Source organism: Clostridium manihotivorum (genome assembly GCF_004015185.1).
GTDB classification, from domain to species: Bacteria; Bacillota; Clostridia; order Clostridiales; family Clostridiaceae; genus Clostridium_AR; species Clostridium_AR manihotivorum.
This window is the reverse complement of record NZ_CP025746.1, coordinates 610,819-629,231: the sequence shown is the minus strand read 5'-3', so window position 1 is coordinate 629,231 and position 18,413 is coordinate 610,819. Positions and strand designations below refer to the sequence as shown.

Below are 18,413 nucleotides of genomic sequence, written 5' to 3'. Positions count from 1 at the left end.
TTACATATTACAAAATAGATAAAGCCACTCTTTCTTTACCATTATAAGTAATATAATTATATTTTAATTTAGATATTTTGTAAATATATGTTATCCTTTGCACCTAATTACACCATCTATCAGACTTATGATATAATATTTAAGGTTTTCTATAATGTTCAAGAAAGGAGCACTTAATGAAAATTCATAAATCTACGATTTTAGATGTTTTAACTATAGCACTGCCAGCTGTAGGCGAAATGATCTTATATATGATGATTGGCGTCTTTGATACCATGATGGTAGGAAAATATGGCGGCAACTTAGCTGTAAGTAGTGTTGGACTAGGCACAGAGATAATATACACCTTCTCTAACATACTAGTTGCTAACGGAATATCAATAGGTATATCTTCTTTAGTAGCCAGAAATATAGGTGCAAAAGAAACTGAACTTGCAGAAGAGTATGCTACTTTAGGTTTCCTAGCTTCTTCAGTAATATCTATATTTGTGTTCATTACTCTGTTTATGGGTTCGTCCATAATATTCAAACTAGTAGGAGCTGAAAATGCTATAATCAATTTAGGCTCTCCATATATGAAAATAGCTTCTATAGGTATTACTTTTAATATGTTCATGAATAGTCTTAACGCTTCACTAAGAGGCTCAGGAAATACTAAAATACCTTTGATAGCTTCAATAATAATAAATATAATAAACATAACCTTAGACTATATATTAATATTTGGTAGACCTGGATTGGCTCCTCTTGGAGTTATGGGTGCTGCAATTGCAACAACCACTGCTCAAATAGTTGGATTCACTTTTATACTTTTTTATATGTACAAATATTCAAAAATAAAAGTACGATTAAAATATATAACTTCATTAAATTTAGATATGTTCAAAAGTCTTATGAATTTATCTGTACCTTCAGCCTTGCAGGAAGGTGCCTTCAGTATAAGCAGACTCTTAAGTAACTTCTTCATTGTTTCATTAGGTAGCTTAGCTTTTGCAGCCAACCAAATAACTACCTCTATTGAATCAATATCCTTCATGCCAGGGTGGGGTTTTGCTGTAGCTGCTACTGCACTAGTAGGGCAGAAAATCGGAGAAAAGAACTACAAAATGGCCAAAGAATATGCTTATTGTTCAATATCTCTAGCAACTATAGTTATGCTTATATGCTCAATATTGTTCCTGGTAATACCTAAGGTTTTAGTATCGCTATTTATCAGTCCATCTGAGACAAAGGTAATAAATGAGGGTATCATTTGCCTTATGATAGCGGCTATAGAACAGCCCTTTATGGCTTTATCCATGGTTGCTGGCGGTATACTTAAAGGCTCCGGAGATACGAAAACCCCCTTCAAAGTATCTATGTTCTCAAGTTGGGTCATAAGACTACCTTTAATGTTCTTAGCAATTTATATCCTCAAACTTCCTGTTATGTATGTGTGGATAATAACAAGTGTTCAATGGGCAGTGGATGGATCAATTATATTTATGTTGTTTAGAAGAAGGTTTAATGAACTACAATGTGTTAAATAAGTAATAAAAGCCACTGAAGCCACCTTCTTCAGTGAGCTTTTTCTCGTCTTTCTTCCTAAATGAATATGAGAAAAATGTAGTAAAAAAGGGTTTGAAATGATTTCTTCATCTCAAGCCCTTTTATTATTTATTAAATTACTTTTCTTTATTGCTAGTAATCTTTTTATATATAGAATATACAGCGGAAACAATTATGCCAAATACCCCACCTAAAGAAAATCCTAGAGGAATATTATTTATAAAGAAGCCTAGAATTAATCCAGCTGTGGTACCTATTCCTATACCGTATGCCAAATACTTTATATCATCATCTGTAACTGATAAAAGTTCTTTCAACTTCCTTTCCATAAACACTCTCCCCTGGATTTATTTAAGTTAAAAATTCAAACAATCCAACTCCCCTTGGATAGCTTAATATTTTATGCTAGGATACCATATAATTAAGAAACTTATTACTCCTTTCAAAGGATTTTCAATCCATCAAAAGTAGCTTTATTTATTTAATTCATCATATATATAGACGTAATAAGTGAACCAAAAGTTTCATACCTTTTATATATTTAACACTTATTTAACATTTCATAACATGTCTAGTCTGCTATCTTATTAAAAAGCTTATACCCTACTGTGCTTAAAACCTTATACAGTAATACATCTGCTATCAAGGTAAATAATGCCAATGCAAAATAAGATATGATATAATTAGCACCAATAAATATAGTCGCTGCAGTACCTATTCCTCCAACAACCAAGCCTAAAAGCAAAGATTTCATTGAATTAAAGTTCTGCTTAACAGCTTTTTGTTCATCATCCCAGACAAGTTTGGGCGAGTGAAGATCTATTAATAGACCTATCATTGCAAACATAACTATTTCTAACATTGCTAGTATAAATATTAATAATATTAAAGTAATTGGTACCTTTATAATAAGTGCTCCTATAGCAAATACTACTATCAGTATACTATTTATAGCTACAGAGCTTAATACCTTTGCCATCATCTGAGTCATAAAACTTACAGGCAAAAACTTTGATACATAGACATTGTCGCCTTCTCTTGATATAGAGGTTGAAGCCACTGGATTAGATGCAGTAAAGAATATTATAACCGCAAAGGCAACAGCAATAACTATATTATAACTCTTGGGCTCAGCTAAAATTTCGCCTACATCTTTAGAAATATTATCGATACTACCACCTTGTGAAAGCATAGGAATCAGCATAACAACTGGAATAATAACTATTGTTGATATGCAGTTCAGCAAATAAGCTGGAGTCCTAAACAAAAGTACCATCTCTTTGTTAAACCAAGTCATAAGCTGAGACTTTTCCTTAGTGCTCTTATCTAGTACTTCTTTCTTTAATTCTTTTCTAGAGCTAAAGCTTTCAGAATTGCCTACTGCCCCCTTAAGATATAAGGCATCAGCTATAAATATAAACATTACTATTGCTAGTATATTTATAAGAACGAATAACAATAAGTTAACTGCCATCTTTGAAGGAGTTTCTGCTACAGTAGCATAAGTTCCGATCTTTGAAGTTATAAATACATTTGAAAGACTATCTAAAGCTGAGTTCTTATTTGTCATCCAATGTTCAAGAAGTTGTCTTTGGGCTTCTGGATTAGCATTAGCCTTTGAACCAAAGGAATTTGATACAAGATTTATGCCTATTGGTATACATATAGCTATAAGACCTGTTATTACTCTAAAGCCATCCTTATGCTTAGCTAGATTAGTGAATCTCATAAGAAGCATAGCTACAATAGAACAATAGGTTACTGGAAGTATTGGCATAAATATAAAACATACAAGACCTGCTAGATAGAATTGTACTCCTGCTCCAGTTCTAAAACCATATATACCTATCGCCGGCAATAATATGAAGGCCTCCAGCATATATTGATATACCACAACGGTGATATATTTAGCTAAGGTTATTTCATGAGGTTTGAAAGGTAGTGGCAGTACAAAATCAATATCCTTAGAAAAATAAAATATACTTATTACAGACATCATACCAAATACAAATATAATTAAAGAAACCAAGCTATATGAAAGACCTATTAAAAGTGCATCTTGATTAAGCATATGAAGTCCTTCATAAATACCGAACATCATAGCACCAACACCAAACATAATCAAAGGAAGTGTAATAAGAAGTAATATTATATTACCTATCTTTGAATTAGTCCTTTTTTTACCTCTTCTTGTGTTGCCAAAGCCAGTTTTAAAAAATATCTTAGTCAATAACCAAACTCTATTCATTTTCTGTCATCTCCAAGAACATCTGCTCTAAGGACTCATTGGTCTTAAAGTGTTCCTTCATTTCCGCTAAAGTTCCACAGAACAGGATTTTACCCTTATTTATTATAGCTACTCTGTCACAGACCTTCTCTGCTACATCTAATACATGAGTTGAGAAAAATACGGACTTACCAGAGTTAGTATGTTCTCTCATCATCTCTTTTAGTATAAAAGCAGATTTAGGATCTAGCCCTGTAAGCGGTTCATCTAATATCCATACCTCTGGATCATGTATCAATGCTCCCATTACAACGATCTTCTGTCTCATACCATGTGAATAAGATTGTAGTTGATCTGAAAGCGCTGACTGCATATCAAATCTTTTTGCAAGCTCCTCTATCTTATTCTGCCTTTGATTCTTTGGCACATTATAAACATCTGCCATAAAGTTCAAGTACTCTATACCTTTTAATCTTAAAAACATATCAGGACTATCAGGCACATAAGCAAACTGCTTCTTAGCTTCTAAAGGATTTTCAGTAATACTTACCCCATTTATTTTTATGTCACCTTGAGTTGGAGAAATAATACCTGTTATCATCTTTATAGTTGTAGTCTTACCTGCTCCATTAGGTCCTAAAAAGCCAAAAATTTCTCCATCGTTTATTGTGATGTCTACATTGTCTACAGCATTGCTAGTCTTATTGTAGCTCTTAGACACATTTTTTATTTCAATCATCTTTCTCTCCTCCTTTTATAGAAAAATTTTACCATAGTTTTCTTAATTTAATCTTAAGATTAGTAAAAAATTTGCTAAAACTACTTTCTTTAGTTATTCTGAATAAATTTTATTTTTTTAAACATATAAAAGGATTTAACCATTCTATTTAAAGAACATTATTTTAACTACAGTGACAGCTACTATTATGGCTGTCAGGTCTGCCATAATGGCTCCCCATAAGGTATGTCTTATCTTTTTTATTCCTACTGCTCCATAGTATACCGTAATAGTATAAAAAATAGTTTCAGTAGTTCCCATTATTACCGATCCTACCATCCCTATATAGCTGTCCGCTCCATATTGTTTTAGTATATCCGTAAATACCCCTAGCGCACCACTTCCTGAAAGAGGCTTTACTAATATAAGTGGAATTAACTCCTTTGGAAGCCCTATAATAGAAGCTGCTGGTGCTAAAAGGTTATTAAGCATGTCCAAAAGTTTTGCTTCCCTAAATATCTTTACAGCTATTATCATTGATAAAAGATAAGGGAATATTCTATAACACACATGAAGTCCTTCTTTAGCTCCCTCTACAAACCATTCATAAACCTTTCTTCCCTTTATCATTCCATAAATCAATATTGCTATAAAAATTATAGGTATTATGCTTTTTAATAGATAATTAAACATAAAATCCTCCTAAAAGTATTTCTCCAGTATTTTTGTACAAGTAATCCCAACTATGGCAGCACATCCTGTTGCTATTAAGGATGGGATTATTATGGATCCAGGGTTAGAGGACCCAGCTGCAGCTCTGACAGATATAACTGTAGATGGTACAAACTGAACACAAGCAGCATTTATCACTAAGAATAAAGCCATATCATTTGAAGCAATACCTTTCTTAGGATTTAGCTTGTCCATACCTTCCATAGCCTTAATTCCAAAAGGGGTTGCAGCGTTAGATAAACCTAGCATATTGGCTGTAAGATTCATAACAATAGAACCTAAAGTCTTTTCATCTCTTGCAGCATCTTTAAACAATACCTTTAATATTGGTTTAAGTAAGCTTGCTAGTATATTTGTAAGACCACTTTTTTCTGCAACCTTCATAGTTCCACACCAGAAACACATAATCCCTAAAAGACCCAAGAGTAAATCTGTAGTTGATGCTGTAGAATCAACTATTGCTTTTGATATAAGCTCACCATTTCCTGTAAAGATACCTACGGCTATTCCTAAAAGTAACATGAAAAACCATATGTAATTAATCATATTTTTCCTCCAATTAATATTATTAAATGATACATCTTTGGGTATCTATACAATATATGCCTTGCACTGCTGGTTTAGTAATGATAACATTAAACTATACTTTATAATATTTTTTATAACTAAAGTAAAGGAGATTACTTATGGATGAAAATAACCTTAAGCTTGCTCAACAGGATATTGAGGAAGCACTAGCTGCTGTAGAAGAAATTGAAAAGAGCATTGATGAAAATGAATCAAAGGATGGATTAAAAAAGAAATTCATCGTATTAACTGAAAAAGTTCAACAGCTTGAAGATATATTAAAAACAGAAGGAATTCTATAAAAACAATACTAAAGCATTAGTTTTAAGATTGTTAATTTTCTAAGGAATAAAACAAGGGACAGATAAATTCTACTTAAGAATTATCTGTCCCTTTTACAATATCTAAATATAGATTATTACTTTAAAGCTTTTACATCTTTATAAAACACTATAGCTGTTATAAGTGCTGAAAGTACATCAGATATTGGTCCAGCAAGCCATACTCCATTAAGTTTAAAGAATATAGGCAATATAATAAGTAATGGTATTAAAAGTATCACTTGTCTTAGAAGACTTAAGAACATAGCCATCTTAGCTTTACCTATACTTTGGAAGTAGTTAGCACTAATCGCTTGGAAACCTACCACAGGAAGCATGAACAAGAATATTCTAAGTCCATTGCTACCAACTCTTACAAGCTCTGCATCACTATTAAATATAGTTATAACAAAATGCGGCACGATTTCTACAACTAAGAACCCAACCACTACTATTGCCGTAGCTCCTATAGAAGCCTTCTTAACAGCTTCCTTAACTCTCTCATACTTTTTAGCCCCATAGTTATACCCTATTATAGGCAATGATCCCTGATTTATTCCGAAAATAGGCATCATGAAAATCATAGCTACTGAGCTTATAATGGACATTGCTGCTATAGATACATCTCCACCATAATTTCTTAAGGCATTATTTGATATAATCTGAACCACACTAGATGCCAGCTGCATAGCAAAAGGTGAAATACCTATAGCAAATATACTTATGATAAATTCCTTTTTCAATTTAAAGTTCTTTACTCTAAGCTTAAGAATACTATTTCCTCTAGTAAAATAATTTAGTATCCATAACATAGAGATGAACTGAGAAATAACTGTTGCAGCAGCTCCTCCTCTTACGCCTAAATGAAGCACAAATATAAATATAGGTTCTAAAATAGTATTTAATATAGCACCTATAAGCATTGTGAACATAGCTATTTTAGGATTACCGTCTGCTCTTATTGAGTGATTAAGTCCAAAGCCCATTACATTAAATATTGAACCAATAAATATTACTTGAATAAATTGTTTTGCGTATTTTAACGTTACCTCGCTAGCTCCAAAAGCATTTAAAACAGGCTCCATTGTCAAAAGACCTACAATAGTTATGACTACTCCTGTTATTATCAAAAGTACAAAAGCATTACCTAAGATATTTTCTGCTTCTTCCTTCTTTCCTTGTCCAAGTCTTATTGATATTGCCGTTGCGGTACCAATACCTACAAGCATACCAAAGGCCATTATGATAGTCATTATAGGAAGCGTTATTCCCACCCCAGTTAAAGCATCTTTTCCTATATCAGGAATATTTCCTATAAATATTCTGTCTACTACGTTGTAAAGAGCATTAACCATCATGCCGATTATTGCCGGCACTGAAAACTTTAATAATAAAGAACCTATCGGTTCTTCACCTAATCTCTTTTGTCTATCCATTATCCTTTTCCCTCCCTGCGCATATTCTTTGGTTTCTAGATATCTTTGCCATTACCTCAAGGGTAATTTTTTTTTCTTCCTCACTTAAATCTGAAGTTAGTTTATCGTTCCAATTCTTTAGGACTTTCTTAATATCTGCTTCTATTTCCTTAGCCTTGTCAGTTAAAGAGACTTTATACATTCTCTTATCTGCTCCATCTCTAACTCTTAATACATACCCTTCTTCTTCAAGCTTCTTAATTGCTCTTGCAGTAGTTCCCTTATCTATGTATAGCATCTCTGCTAATTTCTCCTGACACAAACTACCATTCTTATATAATTCCATCAGAAATCTAAATTGGCCATATCCAATATTAAATTGTGAAAGCTCCTTAGAGATAAAAGCACTTCCAATCCTATACAATTGAGATATATAAGCTCCGAGCATTTCATTATTATTATCCATAAAAAGACTCCCATATTATAAAGATAATTTTTACGACAAAAATTAGTATAATAAAAAATGGTTGCAACTGCAACCACATTTTTTACCAATTTGTTTTAGTAAACGTTCTTATTGTAAAATTATTTTAAGGATCTTACTACCAATTACAATACTTACTACTACTAGTATTAAGGAAATTTCTTCTTTCTTTATAGTCTGGGATTATTTTCTCAACTAACCCCCAGAATTTATCAGAATGATTTCTCTCTAAGGTATGACACAATTCATGAATTATTACATAATCAATTATTCCCTCAGGCATGGAAATCAGCTTTATATTGTAGTTTATATTATTCTTTGAGGAACAGCTCCCCCATATGGTTTTAACATTCTTTATGTATACCTTGTTTACAGACAGCCCTAACTTATCAGCCAATTCAAAGGTTCTCTTATTCAAGTATTCTTTTGCCTCCTTCCTAAACCAATTCATAAGCATATCTTTAGCTATTTCCTCAAGAAGTGGATTTTTGCCATTCTTACTGGCCTCTATGGTAAAAACAAATTTATTTTGCTTAAATTGCAAAGAGTTTTTTAAACCATAGTTAAATTCTAGTTCATAGGGCCTTCCTAAATAATATACTATTTGTCCATCAACATACTTTAAGCGTTTTTCACTTCTCTCCATAATCTTTTTATGAGTTTGCTCTATCCACAACTTATTTTTATTAACAACACTATCTATGTAATCTTTTGAACATCTATATGGACATTTTACAATTATTTTATCTTCCTTAACCTCAATTGCTACTGTCTTTCTTTTAGTTCTTACTATTTCATACTCCATTTTAATCTCCTAATATTACAGCAAAATTTCTACGCCTTCTACTTTTCAAATAGTAAAGCATAAATTTTATATAAAATTACTAAGCAAGATTTAATTCAGGCTATATTTGATAATATTGTTGAAATATAAAATAGCCTTAATTTAAAATACATTATTATGAATACATATTAATATTATATAATAAATTTTTATATATTAGAGGAATTAAATATAATGGATAGAATAAGTAATAATAACTTTAATGGGAGGTATTGTATGAAAAAGCGTTTCTTTATTATATCCGGGCTTATGGTGGTCTTAGTAGGCTGTAGCTTAGCATTTAATATATATAGCAAATCTCAAAAGAAGACTTCGACTTCCTCAGAGGCTAGTAATAAAACTAAAGAAGAAAAACCTAAAGAATTGTCTTCGCTTAGCACAACAAAACCTTTAACTACAACTGAAACCCTATCCACTGATCTTAAGACGAACTCTAGCGGTTCACATAACACAGTAGATGATGTAAATACATTAAGCAATTACCTTAATGGTGGATATGTAAGATATTCAAAACCATACTTATTTATCTCGCCTTATGTACTTGCGTCAGACACCCCTAAGTTAGTATACTCAATGGAAGATGGCACAACAATGTTTAAAAAGTTAGATTTTGAAGGTATCTACGATATGAATATAGTAGATGATTCTATAATTTATAGACCATTTGCACAACCAGACCTCTATAAAGAAAAGATACAAGCCCCTCATGAAGAAAAAAAACTTTTAAGTCAATGTGGCGCCTATTTTATATATAACGATTGGATTTATTTTATAAGCACTGCAGATCTATCTATAAAGAAGATGAATCTTAATGGTGATTCCTTAACAGATATAAAGACTAATTTACAACTTCCTCCAAACTCATCGCTAAGCTTTTCTCCTTTTATTTTTGTAAACAATGATAAGATTTATTTTTCATCAATTTCAACCTCAGGCAGCGGCAATGATGAGAAGTGGAAAAACACACTTTATTCAATGAATCTTGATGGATCAGGCTTCCAATCTGTTTTAGAAGATACCTTTATTCAGGTTAATATATATAACAACAGCATATACTATTTCAAAATGCCAATTATTGCAAAGGATGGTGAGATTCCAAAACAAGAATTAATGAGGTTCGATTTAAATACAAAAAAGACCTCTACTATATTACAGACTGATTATAGCTCTCAAGGCTCCATAAATATATATAAAGATGAACTATACTTTATCTCCAACTCCTCTGATTTGAATGTTGGGGGGACACAATTTACTTTTAGGCTTCAGAAGTATAATCTAAATACTCAAAAAATATCCACTGTATCAGGTCCACTTCAAATGCCAGGTAAAATATTCATATTAAATGATAGGATTTTTGTTCTTCCTGAAGTAAATACAGATAGAAATCAATATATTTATTACTCTATAAAAACCGATGGAAGTGAAGAAAAATACGTAAAATAAAAGCATGCCGTTTGGCATGCTTTTATTTGCAGCTATCTCTTACGATAAGCTGATGATCAAGTACATAGTGACCTTCTTCTATTGTCTTTTGATTAATAAGCTTAATGAGCATTCTCATTGCTATAGACCCCATATCATATACAGGCTGAGAAATTGTTGTAAGCTTTGGATAAAATACTGACGCAGCGTAAATATTATTAAATCCAATAACACTGATGTCCTCTGGAACACTGATGTTATTTTCTCTTAAAGCATTTACCGCTCCCATAGCGATTTCATCTGAAGCACATACTATTGCATCTGGTCTATCCTTACTTTCAAGAATATGAAGTACACCTTCGTGTCCTGTCTTAGTTTTTAAAGTATCAAAGTATAGGTGTGCTTCATTTATTTCTATATTGGCATCTTTAAGCGCATTCTCATAACCTATATATCTATTGCTCCATGCATTATTAGTATCTTTCTTTATACCAATAAAGGCTATTTTCTTAGCACCTTTGTCCAATAAGTATTTTGTAGCATCATATGTAGCCTTAGCATTGTCTATAGTAACACTAGGCAATAAACCTTCTTTATCCTTACTCTCTACTAATACAGTTTTTAAATCAAGCTCGTTTACCAAATCTACAATCTCATCATCTAGGGAACTACTCATATAAAGAACACCATCAACCATCTTTTCTTTAAGAACCTTTAGGTATTCCTTTTCTTTTTCAACATCCAAGTCAGAGTTACACAGTATTACATTGTAATCATATATGTTAGCAACATCCTCTGCTCCTCTAACTATTTCAGGGTATATTTGGCTAGATATATCTGGTATAAGAATCCCTATAGTTTTTGTCCTTTGTGTTTTTAGACTTCTAGCAACAATATTAGGTCTATATCCAAGTTTTTTTATTGCATCCAAAACCTTTTTCTTTGTCTCTTCATTAACAACATCGATGTCGTTTAATACTCTAGATACAGTTGCAATTGAAACTCCAGCTTCTTTTGCAACGTCTTTAATTGAAACTGACATTATCCCATCAACTCCTATTATGAAATTGTTTCAATAAAAAATATTATAATGGCAAAATTATGGCATTACAAGGAAATATGCTCCATTACTTAAGTTTATTTTTTATTTTATGTAAAAAATAATAAATTACTCTTTCTTTAAACGTTTTCTATATTCTATTATATGAAATAATAGAAATAAATTCAATTAACAACATTTATTTTGTAACTTTATCCATTTTTATCCACAACTTATTTATTTATATACTAAAATTATGGACCATTTTTATTAGATTCAATATTATATCTTTTTAGTATACTATACATTTTCTAACAAAACAATTAATCTGTACATATATAAAATCTAAAATTAAACAATACACTATGCTCCAAGCAATTATGTGTTACCAATAAGTATATATTCGTCTTATTATTCCAATTCTTAATAAAGCACAAGAATAAAAGCGCAAATAACTTTAGTATATTTTTTATATCAAAGCTTTAACGTTAGTTTTACCAAAAAAACATCATGCAAAAATATTTAATATTTTTAATTGTTAAATCTAATCACTTAAATTAAAATGTACTATAGATTAATAACCTAAAAGGAGGAACTTTAATGAATCAAATAAACATAACTGATGCAAAAAAACTTCTAGCTGACAATGATGGCATACTTATATTAGATGTTAGAACTGATGAAGAATTTGAAGAAGGACATATAGATGGTGCCGTTCTTATCCCTGCTAACAAGCTACCCTTCAGATATGAAGAAATCCTAGACTATGAAGACAAACCTGTTTTGGTTTATTGCCAAACTGGAGGAAGAAGTCCAATGGCTACAAATTTTCTCGAAGAAAATGGATTTTCAGATATTTATCACTTATATGAGGGCTTTGCTCGTTGGAAATAAGTTTTATACATAAAAGGTAAAAAGGACTGCTACTATTGTGGCAGTCCTTTTTAGATACTAAACTCTCTTTACAGCTACATCAAGTTTTTCTCCATTAATATTACATTCAGTATATTCAACTTCACTGTTGAATAATATATCTACAGTTAAAGTTTCTCTCTTTATTGTATCTGCAAACTTATTAACTACACCAGTTAGCAAGTCATTGTTTGCTACATAAAGATTTATCTTATCTGATACTTCGAAACCACTTTCTTTTCTCATGTTTTGTATCTTTGATATGATTTCTCTTACATGACCTTCTTCTCTTAGTTCATCAGTGATTGTTGTATCAAGAACAACACCAACTTCACCTTCACCAGCAAAAGCAAATCCTTCTAAGCCTTGCATAGTTACAAGAAGATTCTCATTGTTTAATTCTATTTCAGTACCATCCACATTTATAGTTTCAGTACCTCCATTTTGTATCTTTTGCGCTAATTCCATTTGGTTTTTAGCAGCTATTTCTTTTCTTATTCCAGGTATCATCTTACCATAAGCCTTTCCTAACACTGGAAGGTTTGGCTTGATCTCAAAGTTAACATGCTCAGATAAATCTGCACCAAATACTATTTGTTTTATATTCAGTTCGTCTTTAACTATATCACCATAATATTCTGGTAATGACTTAACTGAAACCAGCATCTCTGATAACGGCTGTCTGTTCTTTATATTTGCACCATTTCTAGCGCTTCTTCCAAGCTTAACTATAGCATATGCAAGTTCCATTTCTTCCTCTAGCTTTTTGTCAACAGCATTAAGGTCAGCCACTGGCCACTTGCATAGATGAACACTTTCCTCAGCTTTTTCATCTAAGCTTAAAACAAGACTTTGATATATATTTTCACTCATAAATGGTACAAATGGTGCTGATATCTTACTTAGGGCAACTAGCACTTTATATAAAGTAGTATATGCTCCTATCTTGTCATCATTTAATTCTGTAGTCCAGAATCTAGCTCTATTTCTTCTTACATACCAGTTTGAAAGTTCATCAACAAAATCTTCAAGAGCTAAAGCTGCTTGAGTTACTCTGTATCCTTCCAAGTTTTCTTCTACTGTCTTTATAAGTGTATTAAGTTTTGATAATATCCATTTATCCATAACATTTTCAGACTTAAATTCACTGTACTTAGTAGCATCGAATTTATCTAAATCAGCATATAAAACATAGAATGAATATACATTCCAAAGTGTGCTTAAGAACTTTCTTTGAGTCTCTTCAACATCATCCTTTGAAAATCTAGTTGGAAGCCATGGTGCACTTGATGTATAGAAATGCCATCTTGTTGCATCAGCTCCTACTGTGTCTAAAACATCATCAGGGGCAACTACGTTACCTTTTGATTTGGACATCTTAAGTCCCTTTTTATCAAGAACGTGACCCAAAACTATACAGTTTTCAAAAGGATTATTATCAAATATAGCAGTTGATATTGCAAGTAAAGTATAGAACCATCCTCTTGTTTGGTCTACAGCTTCTGATATAAATTGAGCTGGGAAGTTAGCCTCAAATAATTCCTTGTTTTCAAATGGGTAGTGATGTTGAGCAAATGGCATTGAACCTGAATCAAACCAGCAGTCTATAACCTCTGCAGTTCTCTTCATCTCTTTTCCACAACAGCTACATTTAAGCTTTACACCATCTATATATGGTTTATGAAGTTCTATATCTTCTGGAACATTTATACCTTTTTCTTTAAGCTCAGCTATACTTCCTATAAGCTCTCTATGTCCGCATTCACATTCCCATATTGGAAGTGGTGTCCCCCAATATCTATCTCTTGATATCCCCCAGTCGATTACATTTTCAAGGAACTTACCGAATCTTCCTGTTCTTATGTTGTCTGGATACCAGTTTATCTTATTATTGTTTTCTAATAGTTTATCTCTTAAAGATGTCATTCTTACAAACCAGCTAGCCTTTGGATAGTAAAGAAGTGGTGTATCACATCTCCAACAGTGTGGGTATGAGTGAGTATGCTTCTCTGCTTTGTAAAGTGAGTTTTGATCTTTAAGATAATTTAATATCTTTTCATCGGCCTTCTTAACAAATATTCCTGCAAAAGGAGTAACTTCATCAACAAACTTACCTTCTGCATCTACTAAGTTTATCAATGGCAATCCATTTTGCTTAGCTACTATATTATCGTCTTCACCATAGGCAGGTGCTATATGGACTATTCCTGTACCATCTGAAAGTGTTACAAAGTCTCCATGTATAACAAAGAATGCTTTTTCTTCTGGTTTATGGAAAGGCATTAATTGTTCATATTCTAAGCCAAGAAGTTCCTGACCCTTAAATTCTCTTATTATTTCATAGTCCTCTGAAAGAACTTTACCTACTAATTCTTTAGCAAGTATATAAACTTCACCATTTTGCTTAACTTCAACGTAATCATAAGCCTTATTGATCGCAAGACCTACGTTGGAAGGTAATGTCCAAGGAGTGGTAGTCCAAGCCATTATATACTTGTTTTCCTCACCTTTTACCTTAAACTTTACAAAAGCTGTGTTATCCTTAACATCTTTATATCCTTGAGCAACCTCGTGGGATGAAAGAGATGTTCCGCATCTTGGACAGTAAGGCATTACCTTATGACCCTTGTATAGTAGATCCTTATCCCACATTTGTTTTAATGCCCACCATACTGATTCTATGTAAGAATTATGATAAGTAACATAAGGCTTCTCCATATCAACCCAGTAACCTATTTTATTGGACATGTCTTCCCACATGCTTACATATGTGAATACAGAATCCTTACAAAGCTTTACGAACTCTTCTACACCATGTTCTTCTATTTGTTGCTTTCCTGATATTCCAAGTTTCTTTTCTATTTCAAGCTCAACAGGAAGTCCGTGAGTATCCCATCCTGCTTTTCTTATAACTTTATACCCCTTCATTACCTTGTATCTAGGTATTATATCTTTTATTACTCTTGTTATAATGTGTCCAACGTGTGGCTTACCATTGGCAGTTGGAGGTCCATCATAGAAAGTGAAGTATTCACCTTCTTGATTTGATTCAAAACTCTTTTTGATGATTTCTTTATCTCTCCAGAGTTTAGTTACTTCTCTTTCAAGTTCAACAAAGCTTTTTGAAGAATCTAGTTTTTTGTACATGATTTATTCCCCTTTCATTTATGTTCAAGTAAAAGATCAAACAATTTAAAATAAATGTTTAAAAAATAAAAAAACTTCATCCCATAGGACGAAGTTATATTCGTTATACCACCTTAAGACACCGTAATTTAGATTTATATATAAACATAAATCTACGGTTCAATTTCGAGTACATACATACTCTATCCTTTAACGCAGGATGACGAGATAAGCTTATTAATGTTAAAACACTTTCAGCCTCCAGCTCCTAGGTGATTTTCATCAAGTAAATACACGATTTTGCACCAACCAATCGCTCTCTATAGTATTACACTTAAATACTTGCCCTAATCATAACTTTTCAATGTAAAAATTATATATCAGCTTGAAGTTATTGTCAACATCTCTTAATTTCTATATATTTATTAATATATTTAATAAATGAAAACATTTACTAAATATTATATGATATTATTATAAATGATATTAAATAACTCTTTACAAATTAATTGATATGTTTTAATATAATAAATGTAATCATTAAATTTTAGAGGTGCTTATCATGTTGATGTATCTATTTAGATTATTTATATTGAGTCTTGTAATCTTTTCTATGATCTTTATAAATCCTAATTTATTTTTCAGTTTTTTCTTTTAGTATTCTAGCTACTGGAAAGAAATATCCTTAGTTAAAGCTTACTGCAAAAACTACACATAATATAATTCAATAGATTATAAAAATCCCACTTGAGATGTTAAGCATTATATATTTATTAACTCTCTTATTAACTTATATCCCAAATATTTAGATATTACATATACTATATATCTAAAACTCATTAATTATGGATATAATTATAGTGAGAATAATATGAGGACAGAAGATTTTATTTAATAATTATTACTAATTACTATTGACTTTCAAATAGCAAAGTGGTTTAATATAGTTAATAAGATTTTCCATCCCCTTTAATAGTCATCCTAAAAGTATGGAGGATTAGATATGGAAAATAACTTAAATCAAGAAATTTTAGATAAGCTAACAAAAGTCTGTTTATGTAAGGCCATCCCCAGGTCTAAGATAAAAGACGCTATAAGAAAAGGTGCTCGTACACCTGACGAAGTTACTAAAGTTACCGGCGCACGCACAGGCGGTTGCGGTGGTAGAAGATGTACCCCTAAAATTCAAGAATTGATAGACGGATACCTAAACAACCAATGGCTTTAATTCCCCTTTATTGTTCATTAGTTAATTATTTTTATCTCCCTATCGTAATATTGAAAAAGCACTAATGTATTTTCATTAGTGCTTTTTTGCAAGTTTTAGCTGTCTTTTCTTAACCAACCTAAAACCCCTCTACCAGCTCCTATTATAGGCTTATCATCCTTATAGGTTATATAAAGATTGTCCCTTGGTTTCCCGTGGACATTTTGCTGTACTATTTCTATATAATCTTCTCCAACTTTACTTACTATACCTAAGTGTCCATACTGTCCTATATTGAAAACTATTATATCATTCACTTTTGGTTTATCACCTTCACCATTTTTAAACTGAAGGAGCATTCTTGTGTTATTCAACTCCCCATTATTGATCCTTGAATCAAAATAATCCTTGGCGTTTCCTCCACCAGGTATGCTTGTTCCAAGTTTGTCGTGATAAAACCTATTTATAAATTCTACACACTGCCATTTATAACCGTAAACGTAACCATCCTTGCTTTTACTTATTCCATTCTCAACAGAGCTATCTTGTCCATTATTGTATATAGGTATCCCCTGGTAAGTATCAGCCACCTTGCCAACTTCACTTCCAAACTTATATGCTAAACTTGTAACTATAGACAATACCACTCCTAGTATCAATACTACTATTACAGCAACAAACATTGTCCTTATAAAATTATATTTTCTTCTCCTATAGTACATAAATTCCTCTCAATAACTATAATCTACCACTGAAATTCCATTAATGGATCTTGCAAATTCCAATTAAAACAGTGTCTAGGGTATCCCTTTTTAGTAAGATCACCAACTACATACATCTTTCTTTGCCCAATACTCAACGAATTAAGCTCCCGTATAGTCTTTAATATATATTCTACTCTTAAGTTGTATATAGTCTCTATTTCCTTAATTACCTCTCCCCAGCCAAGTATTATATAGTCAGCTTCTTCTATGCAACGCTTTATTATATCATCATTACGTATAGCTACATCATTTAACTTGAATAAATCATCATTGCCAGTGGCAAAGCATTCTCCCCTGGTATTAAGTGCGTATTCTATACTACTTCTTTCATATTCAATAACAGTAAATAAATTTACGACACTAACTTTATATATATCTCCAAATTCTTCTCGTCTACTGTCAACGTATTTCAAAACCCTTTGTATTAATTTATCACACTTAAAATCATTGCAAAGCTTAGGGGCTCTTCCTATAACCAATATATTCTTATTTCCCTTCTTGCTTATGGGAAATGTAAGCTTATAACATCTATCATTATCATAATCCTCCAATATTTCCATGGAGCTTTTACAAACAAATCTAGGATATTTACTTTTCTGCATCCTCCAAATCCCCTTTTCTTATTTTGTAAAGCTTTATTAATACATATTTATATTTGTATTAATATATTCCACTAATATATTCAGATGTGCATCTAAGATATAAATTTATGTTTGATAATTTAAATAAACAAAAGCCATGCATAAAAGGAGATTTATCTACTTTATATACATGACTTTTACTTTCACAAAGAGCTTTTATGGATTTTAAAAAACTCTTTATCACATTTTTCCAAGCATATCTTTTATTATGTTTACTTGCTTTACGGAAAGGTTTAAAGATTCTCCAATTGTTCTTGGATCCATTCCTGCATGAATGAACTCTTTTACCTTCATAAGAAGCTCTGGATCTGTAACTATCTCTTCTACCGCATTTGAATCTCTTTGAGTTACATCTTTTAAGTGCTCCTCAATTTTATCGTCAAGATTTAATTCTCTCATCTTATCCCATACCATATAAAAAAACCTCCCAAGAATGACTTTATTTTT

At 31.7% G+C, this 18,413-nt stretch carries 18 protein-coding genes and 1 other annotated feature; of the genes, 5 read left to right on the top strand and 13 right to left on the bottom strand.

The genetic code is table 11. From position 1 onward, the window contains the following. Positions 1-176: 176 nt before the first annotated feature. Positions 177-1,529: an MATE family efflux transporter gene (locus C1I91_RS02730; RefSeq protein WP_128211119.1), complete on the top strand. Its 1,353-nt coding sequence runs from the start codon at positions 177-179 to the stop codon at positions 1,527-1,529. Positions 1,530-1,664: 135 nt separating this feature from the next. On the opposite strand, the gene C1I91_RS02725 is transcribed toward C1I91_RS02730, so the two are convergent. The 5 genes from C1I91_RS02725 to C1I91_RS02705 form a co-directional block, all read right to left on the bottom strand. Next, on the bottom strand, positions 1,665-1,877 hold the full coding sequence (locus C1I91_RS02725; protein ID WP_238475914.1) for a hypothetical protein: 213 nt from the start codon (positions 1,875-1,877) through the stop codon (positions 1,665-1,667). Positions 1,878-2,119: 242 nt separating this feature from the next. After that, positions 2,120-3,796 (bottom strand): putative ABC transporter permease subunit, encoded by a 1,677-nt coding sequence (locus C1I91_RS02720; RefSeq protein ID WP_128211118.1) that lies wholly within the window; start codon positions 3,794-3,796, stop codon positions 2,120-2,122. Continuing rightward, on the bottom strand, positions 3,789-4,514 hold the full coding sequence (locus C1I91_RS02715; RefSeq protein WP_128211117.1) for an ABC transporter ATP-binding protein: 726 nt from the start codon (positions 4,512-4,514) through the stop codon (positions 3,789-3,791). The genes C1I91_RS02720 and C1I91_RS02715 overlap by 8 nt, the downstream gene beginning before the upstream one ends. A 144-nt stretch (positions 4,515-4,658) precedes the next feature. Beyond that, entirely contained in the window at positions 4,659-5,186 is a 528-nt protein-coding gene (locus C1I91_RS02710; RefSeq protein WP_128211116.1) for a spore maturation protein, read from the bottom strand. A 9-nt stretch (positions 5,187-5,195) separates the two neighbouring features. Beyond that, a complete protein-coding gene (locus tag C1I91_RS02705; protein WP_128211115.1) occupies positions 5,196-5,771 on the bottom strand; it encodes a nucleoside recognition domain-containing protein in 576 nt (191 codons plus the stop codon). A gap of 140 nt (positions 5,772-5,911) precedes the next feature. Between C1I91_RS02705 and C1I91_RS02700 the strand changes: the two genes are divergently transcribed. Beyond that, the gene (locus C1I91_RS02700) at positions 5,912-6,094 is read left to right on the top strand and encodes a hypothetical protein (RefSeq protein WP_128211114.1); all 183 of its coding nucleotides are present in this window, start codon (positions 5,912-5,914) and stop codon (positions 6,092-6,094) included. Between the two features lie 116 nt (positions 6,095-6,210). Here C1I91_RS02700 and C1I91_RS02695 read toward each other — a convergent pair whose 3' ends face one another. The 3 genes from C1I91_RS02695 to C1I91_RS02685 form a co-directional block, all read right to left on the bottom strand. Beyond that, on the bottom strand, positions 6,211-7,548 hold the full coding sequence (locus C1I91_RS02695; protein ID WP_128211113.1) for an MATE family efflux transporter: 1,338 nt from the start codon (positions 7,546-7,548) through the stop codon (positions 6,211-6,213). Then, positions 7,541-7,993 carry a MarR family winged helix-turn-helix transcriptional regulator gene (locus C1I91_RS02690; protein ID WP_128211112.1) on the bottom strand — a complete coding sequence of 151 codons (453 nt, stop codon included), beginning with the start codon at positions 7,991-7,993 and terminating at the stop codon, positions 7,541-7,543. Before C1I91_RS02690 ends, C1I91_RS02695 begins: the two co-directional genes overlap by 8 nt. A gap of 136 nt (positions 7,994-8,129) precedes the next feature. After that, entirely contained in the window at positions 8,130-8,816 is a 687-nt protein-coding gene (locus C1I91_RS02685; protein WP_128211111.1) for a M48 family metallopeptidase, read from the bottom strand. 255 nt (positions 8,817-9,071) lie between these two features. On the opposite strand from C1I91_RS02685, the gene C1I91_RS02680 reads away from it, so the two are divergent. Beyond that, the gene (locus C1I91_RS02680; protein ID WP_164880423.1) at positions 9,072-10,298 is read left to right on the top strand and encodes a DUF5050 domain-containing protein; all 1,227 of its coding nucleotides are present in this window, start codon (positions 9,072-9,074) and stop codon (positions 10,296-10,298) included. Positions 10,299-10,320: 22 nt separating this feature from the next. Here the strand turns inward: C1I91_RS02680 and C1I91_RS02675 are convergent, their stop codons facing one another. Next, entirely contained in the window at positions 10,321-11,319 is a 999-nt protein-coding gene (locus tag C1I91_RS02675; RefSeq protein WP_128211109.1) for a LacI family DNA-binding transcriptional regulator, read from the bottom strand. 597 nt (positions 11,320-11,916) lie between these two features. On the opposite strand from C1I91_RS02675, the gene C1I91_RS02670 reads away from it, so the two are divergent. Next, positions 11,917-12,210, top strand: a complete 294-nt coding sequence (locus C1I91_RS02670) for a rhodanese-like domain-containing protein (protein WP_128211108.1) — start codon at positions 11,917-11,919, stop codon at positions 12,208-12,210. 57 nt (positions 12,211-12,267) lie between these two features. Here the strand turns inward: C1I91_RS02670 and ileS are convergent, their stop codons facing one another. Beyond that, positions 12,268-15,375, bottom strand: a complete 3,108-nt coding sequence (gene ileS / locus C1I91_RS02665) for an isoleucine--tRNA ligase (protein ID WP_128211107.1) — start codon at positions 15,373-15,375, stop codon at positions 12,268-12,270. Positions 15,376-15,456: 81 nt separating this feature from the next. Then, positions 15,457-15,718 (bottom strand) — a binding site (T-box leader). A 639-nt stretch (positions 15,719-16,357) separates the two neighbouring features. Between ileS and C1I91_RS02660 the strand changes: the two genes are divergently transcribed. Next, positions 16,358-16,582, top strand: a complete 225-nt coding sequence (locus tag C1I91_RS02660; protein WP_128211106.1) for a (2Fe-2S)-binding protein — start codon at positions 16,358-16,360, stop codon at positions 16,580-16,582. A gap of 95 nt (positions 16,583-16,677) precedes the next feature. Here the strand turns inward: C1I91_RS02660 and C1I91_RS02655 are convergent, their stop codons facing one another. The 3 genes from C1I91_RS02655 to C1I91_RS02645 form a co-directional block, all read right to left on the bottom strand. Further along, complete coding sequence (locus C1I91_RS02655) at positions 16,678-17,283, bottom strand: CHAP domain-containing protein (RefSeq protein ID WP_128211105.1); 606 nt, start codon at positions 17,281-17,283, stop codon at positions 16,678-16,680. Positions 17,284-17,306: 23 nt separating this feature from the next. After that, positions 17,307-17,927 carry a DUF1643 domain-containing protein gene (locus tag C1I91_RS02650; RefSeq protein ID WP_128211104.1) on the bottom strand — a complete coding sequence of 207 codons (621 nt, stop codon included), beginning with the start codon at positions 17,925-17,927 and terminating at the stop codon, positions 17,307-17,309. 219 nt (positions 17,928-18,146) lie between these two features. Further along, the gene (locus C1I91_RS02645; RefSeq protein ID WP_128211103.1) at positions 18,147-18,380 is read right to left on the bottom strand and encodes a hypothetical protein; all 234 of its coding nucleotides are present in this window, start codon (positions 18,378-18,380) and stop codon (positions 18,147-18,149) included. Positions 18,381-18,413 lie beyond the last annotated feature (33 nt).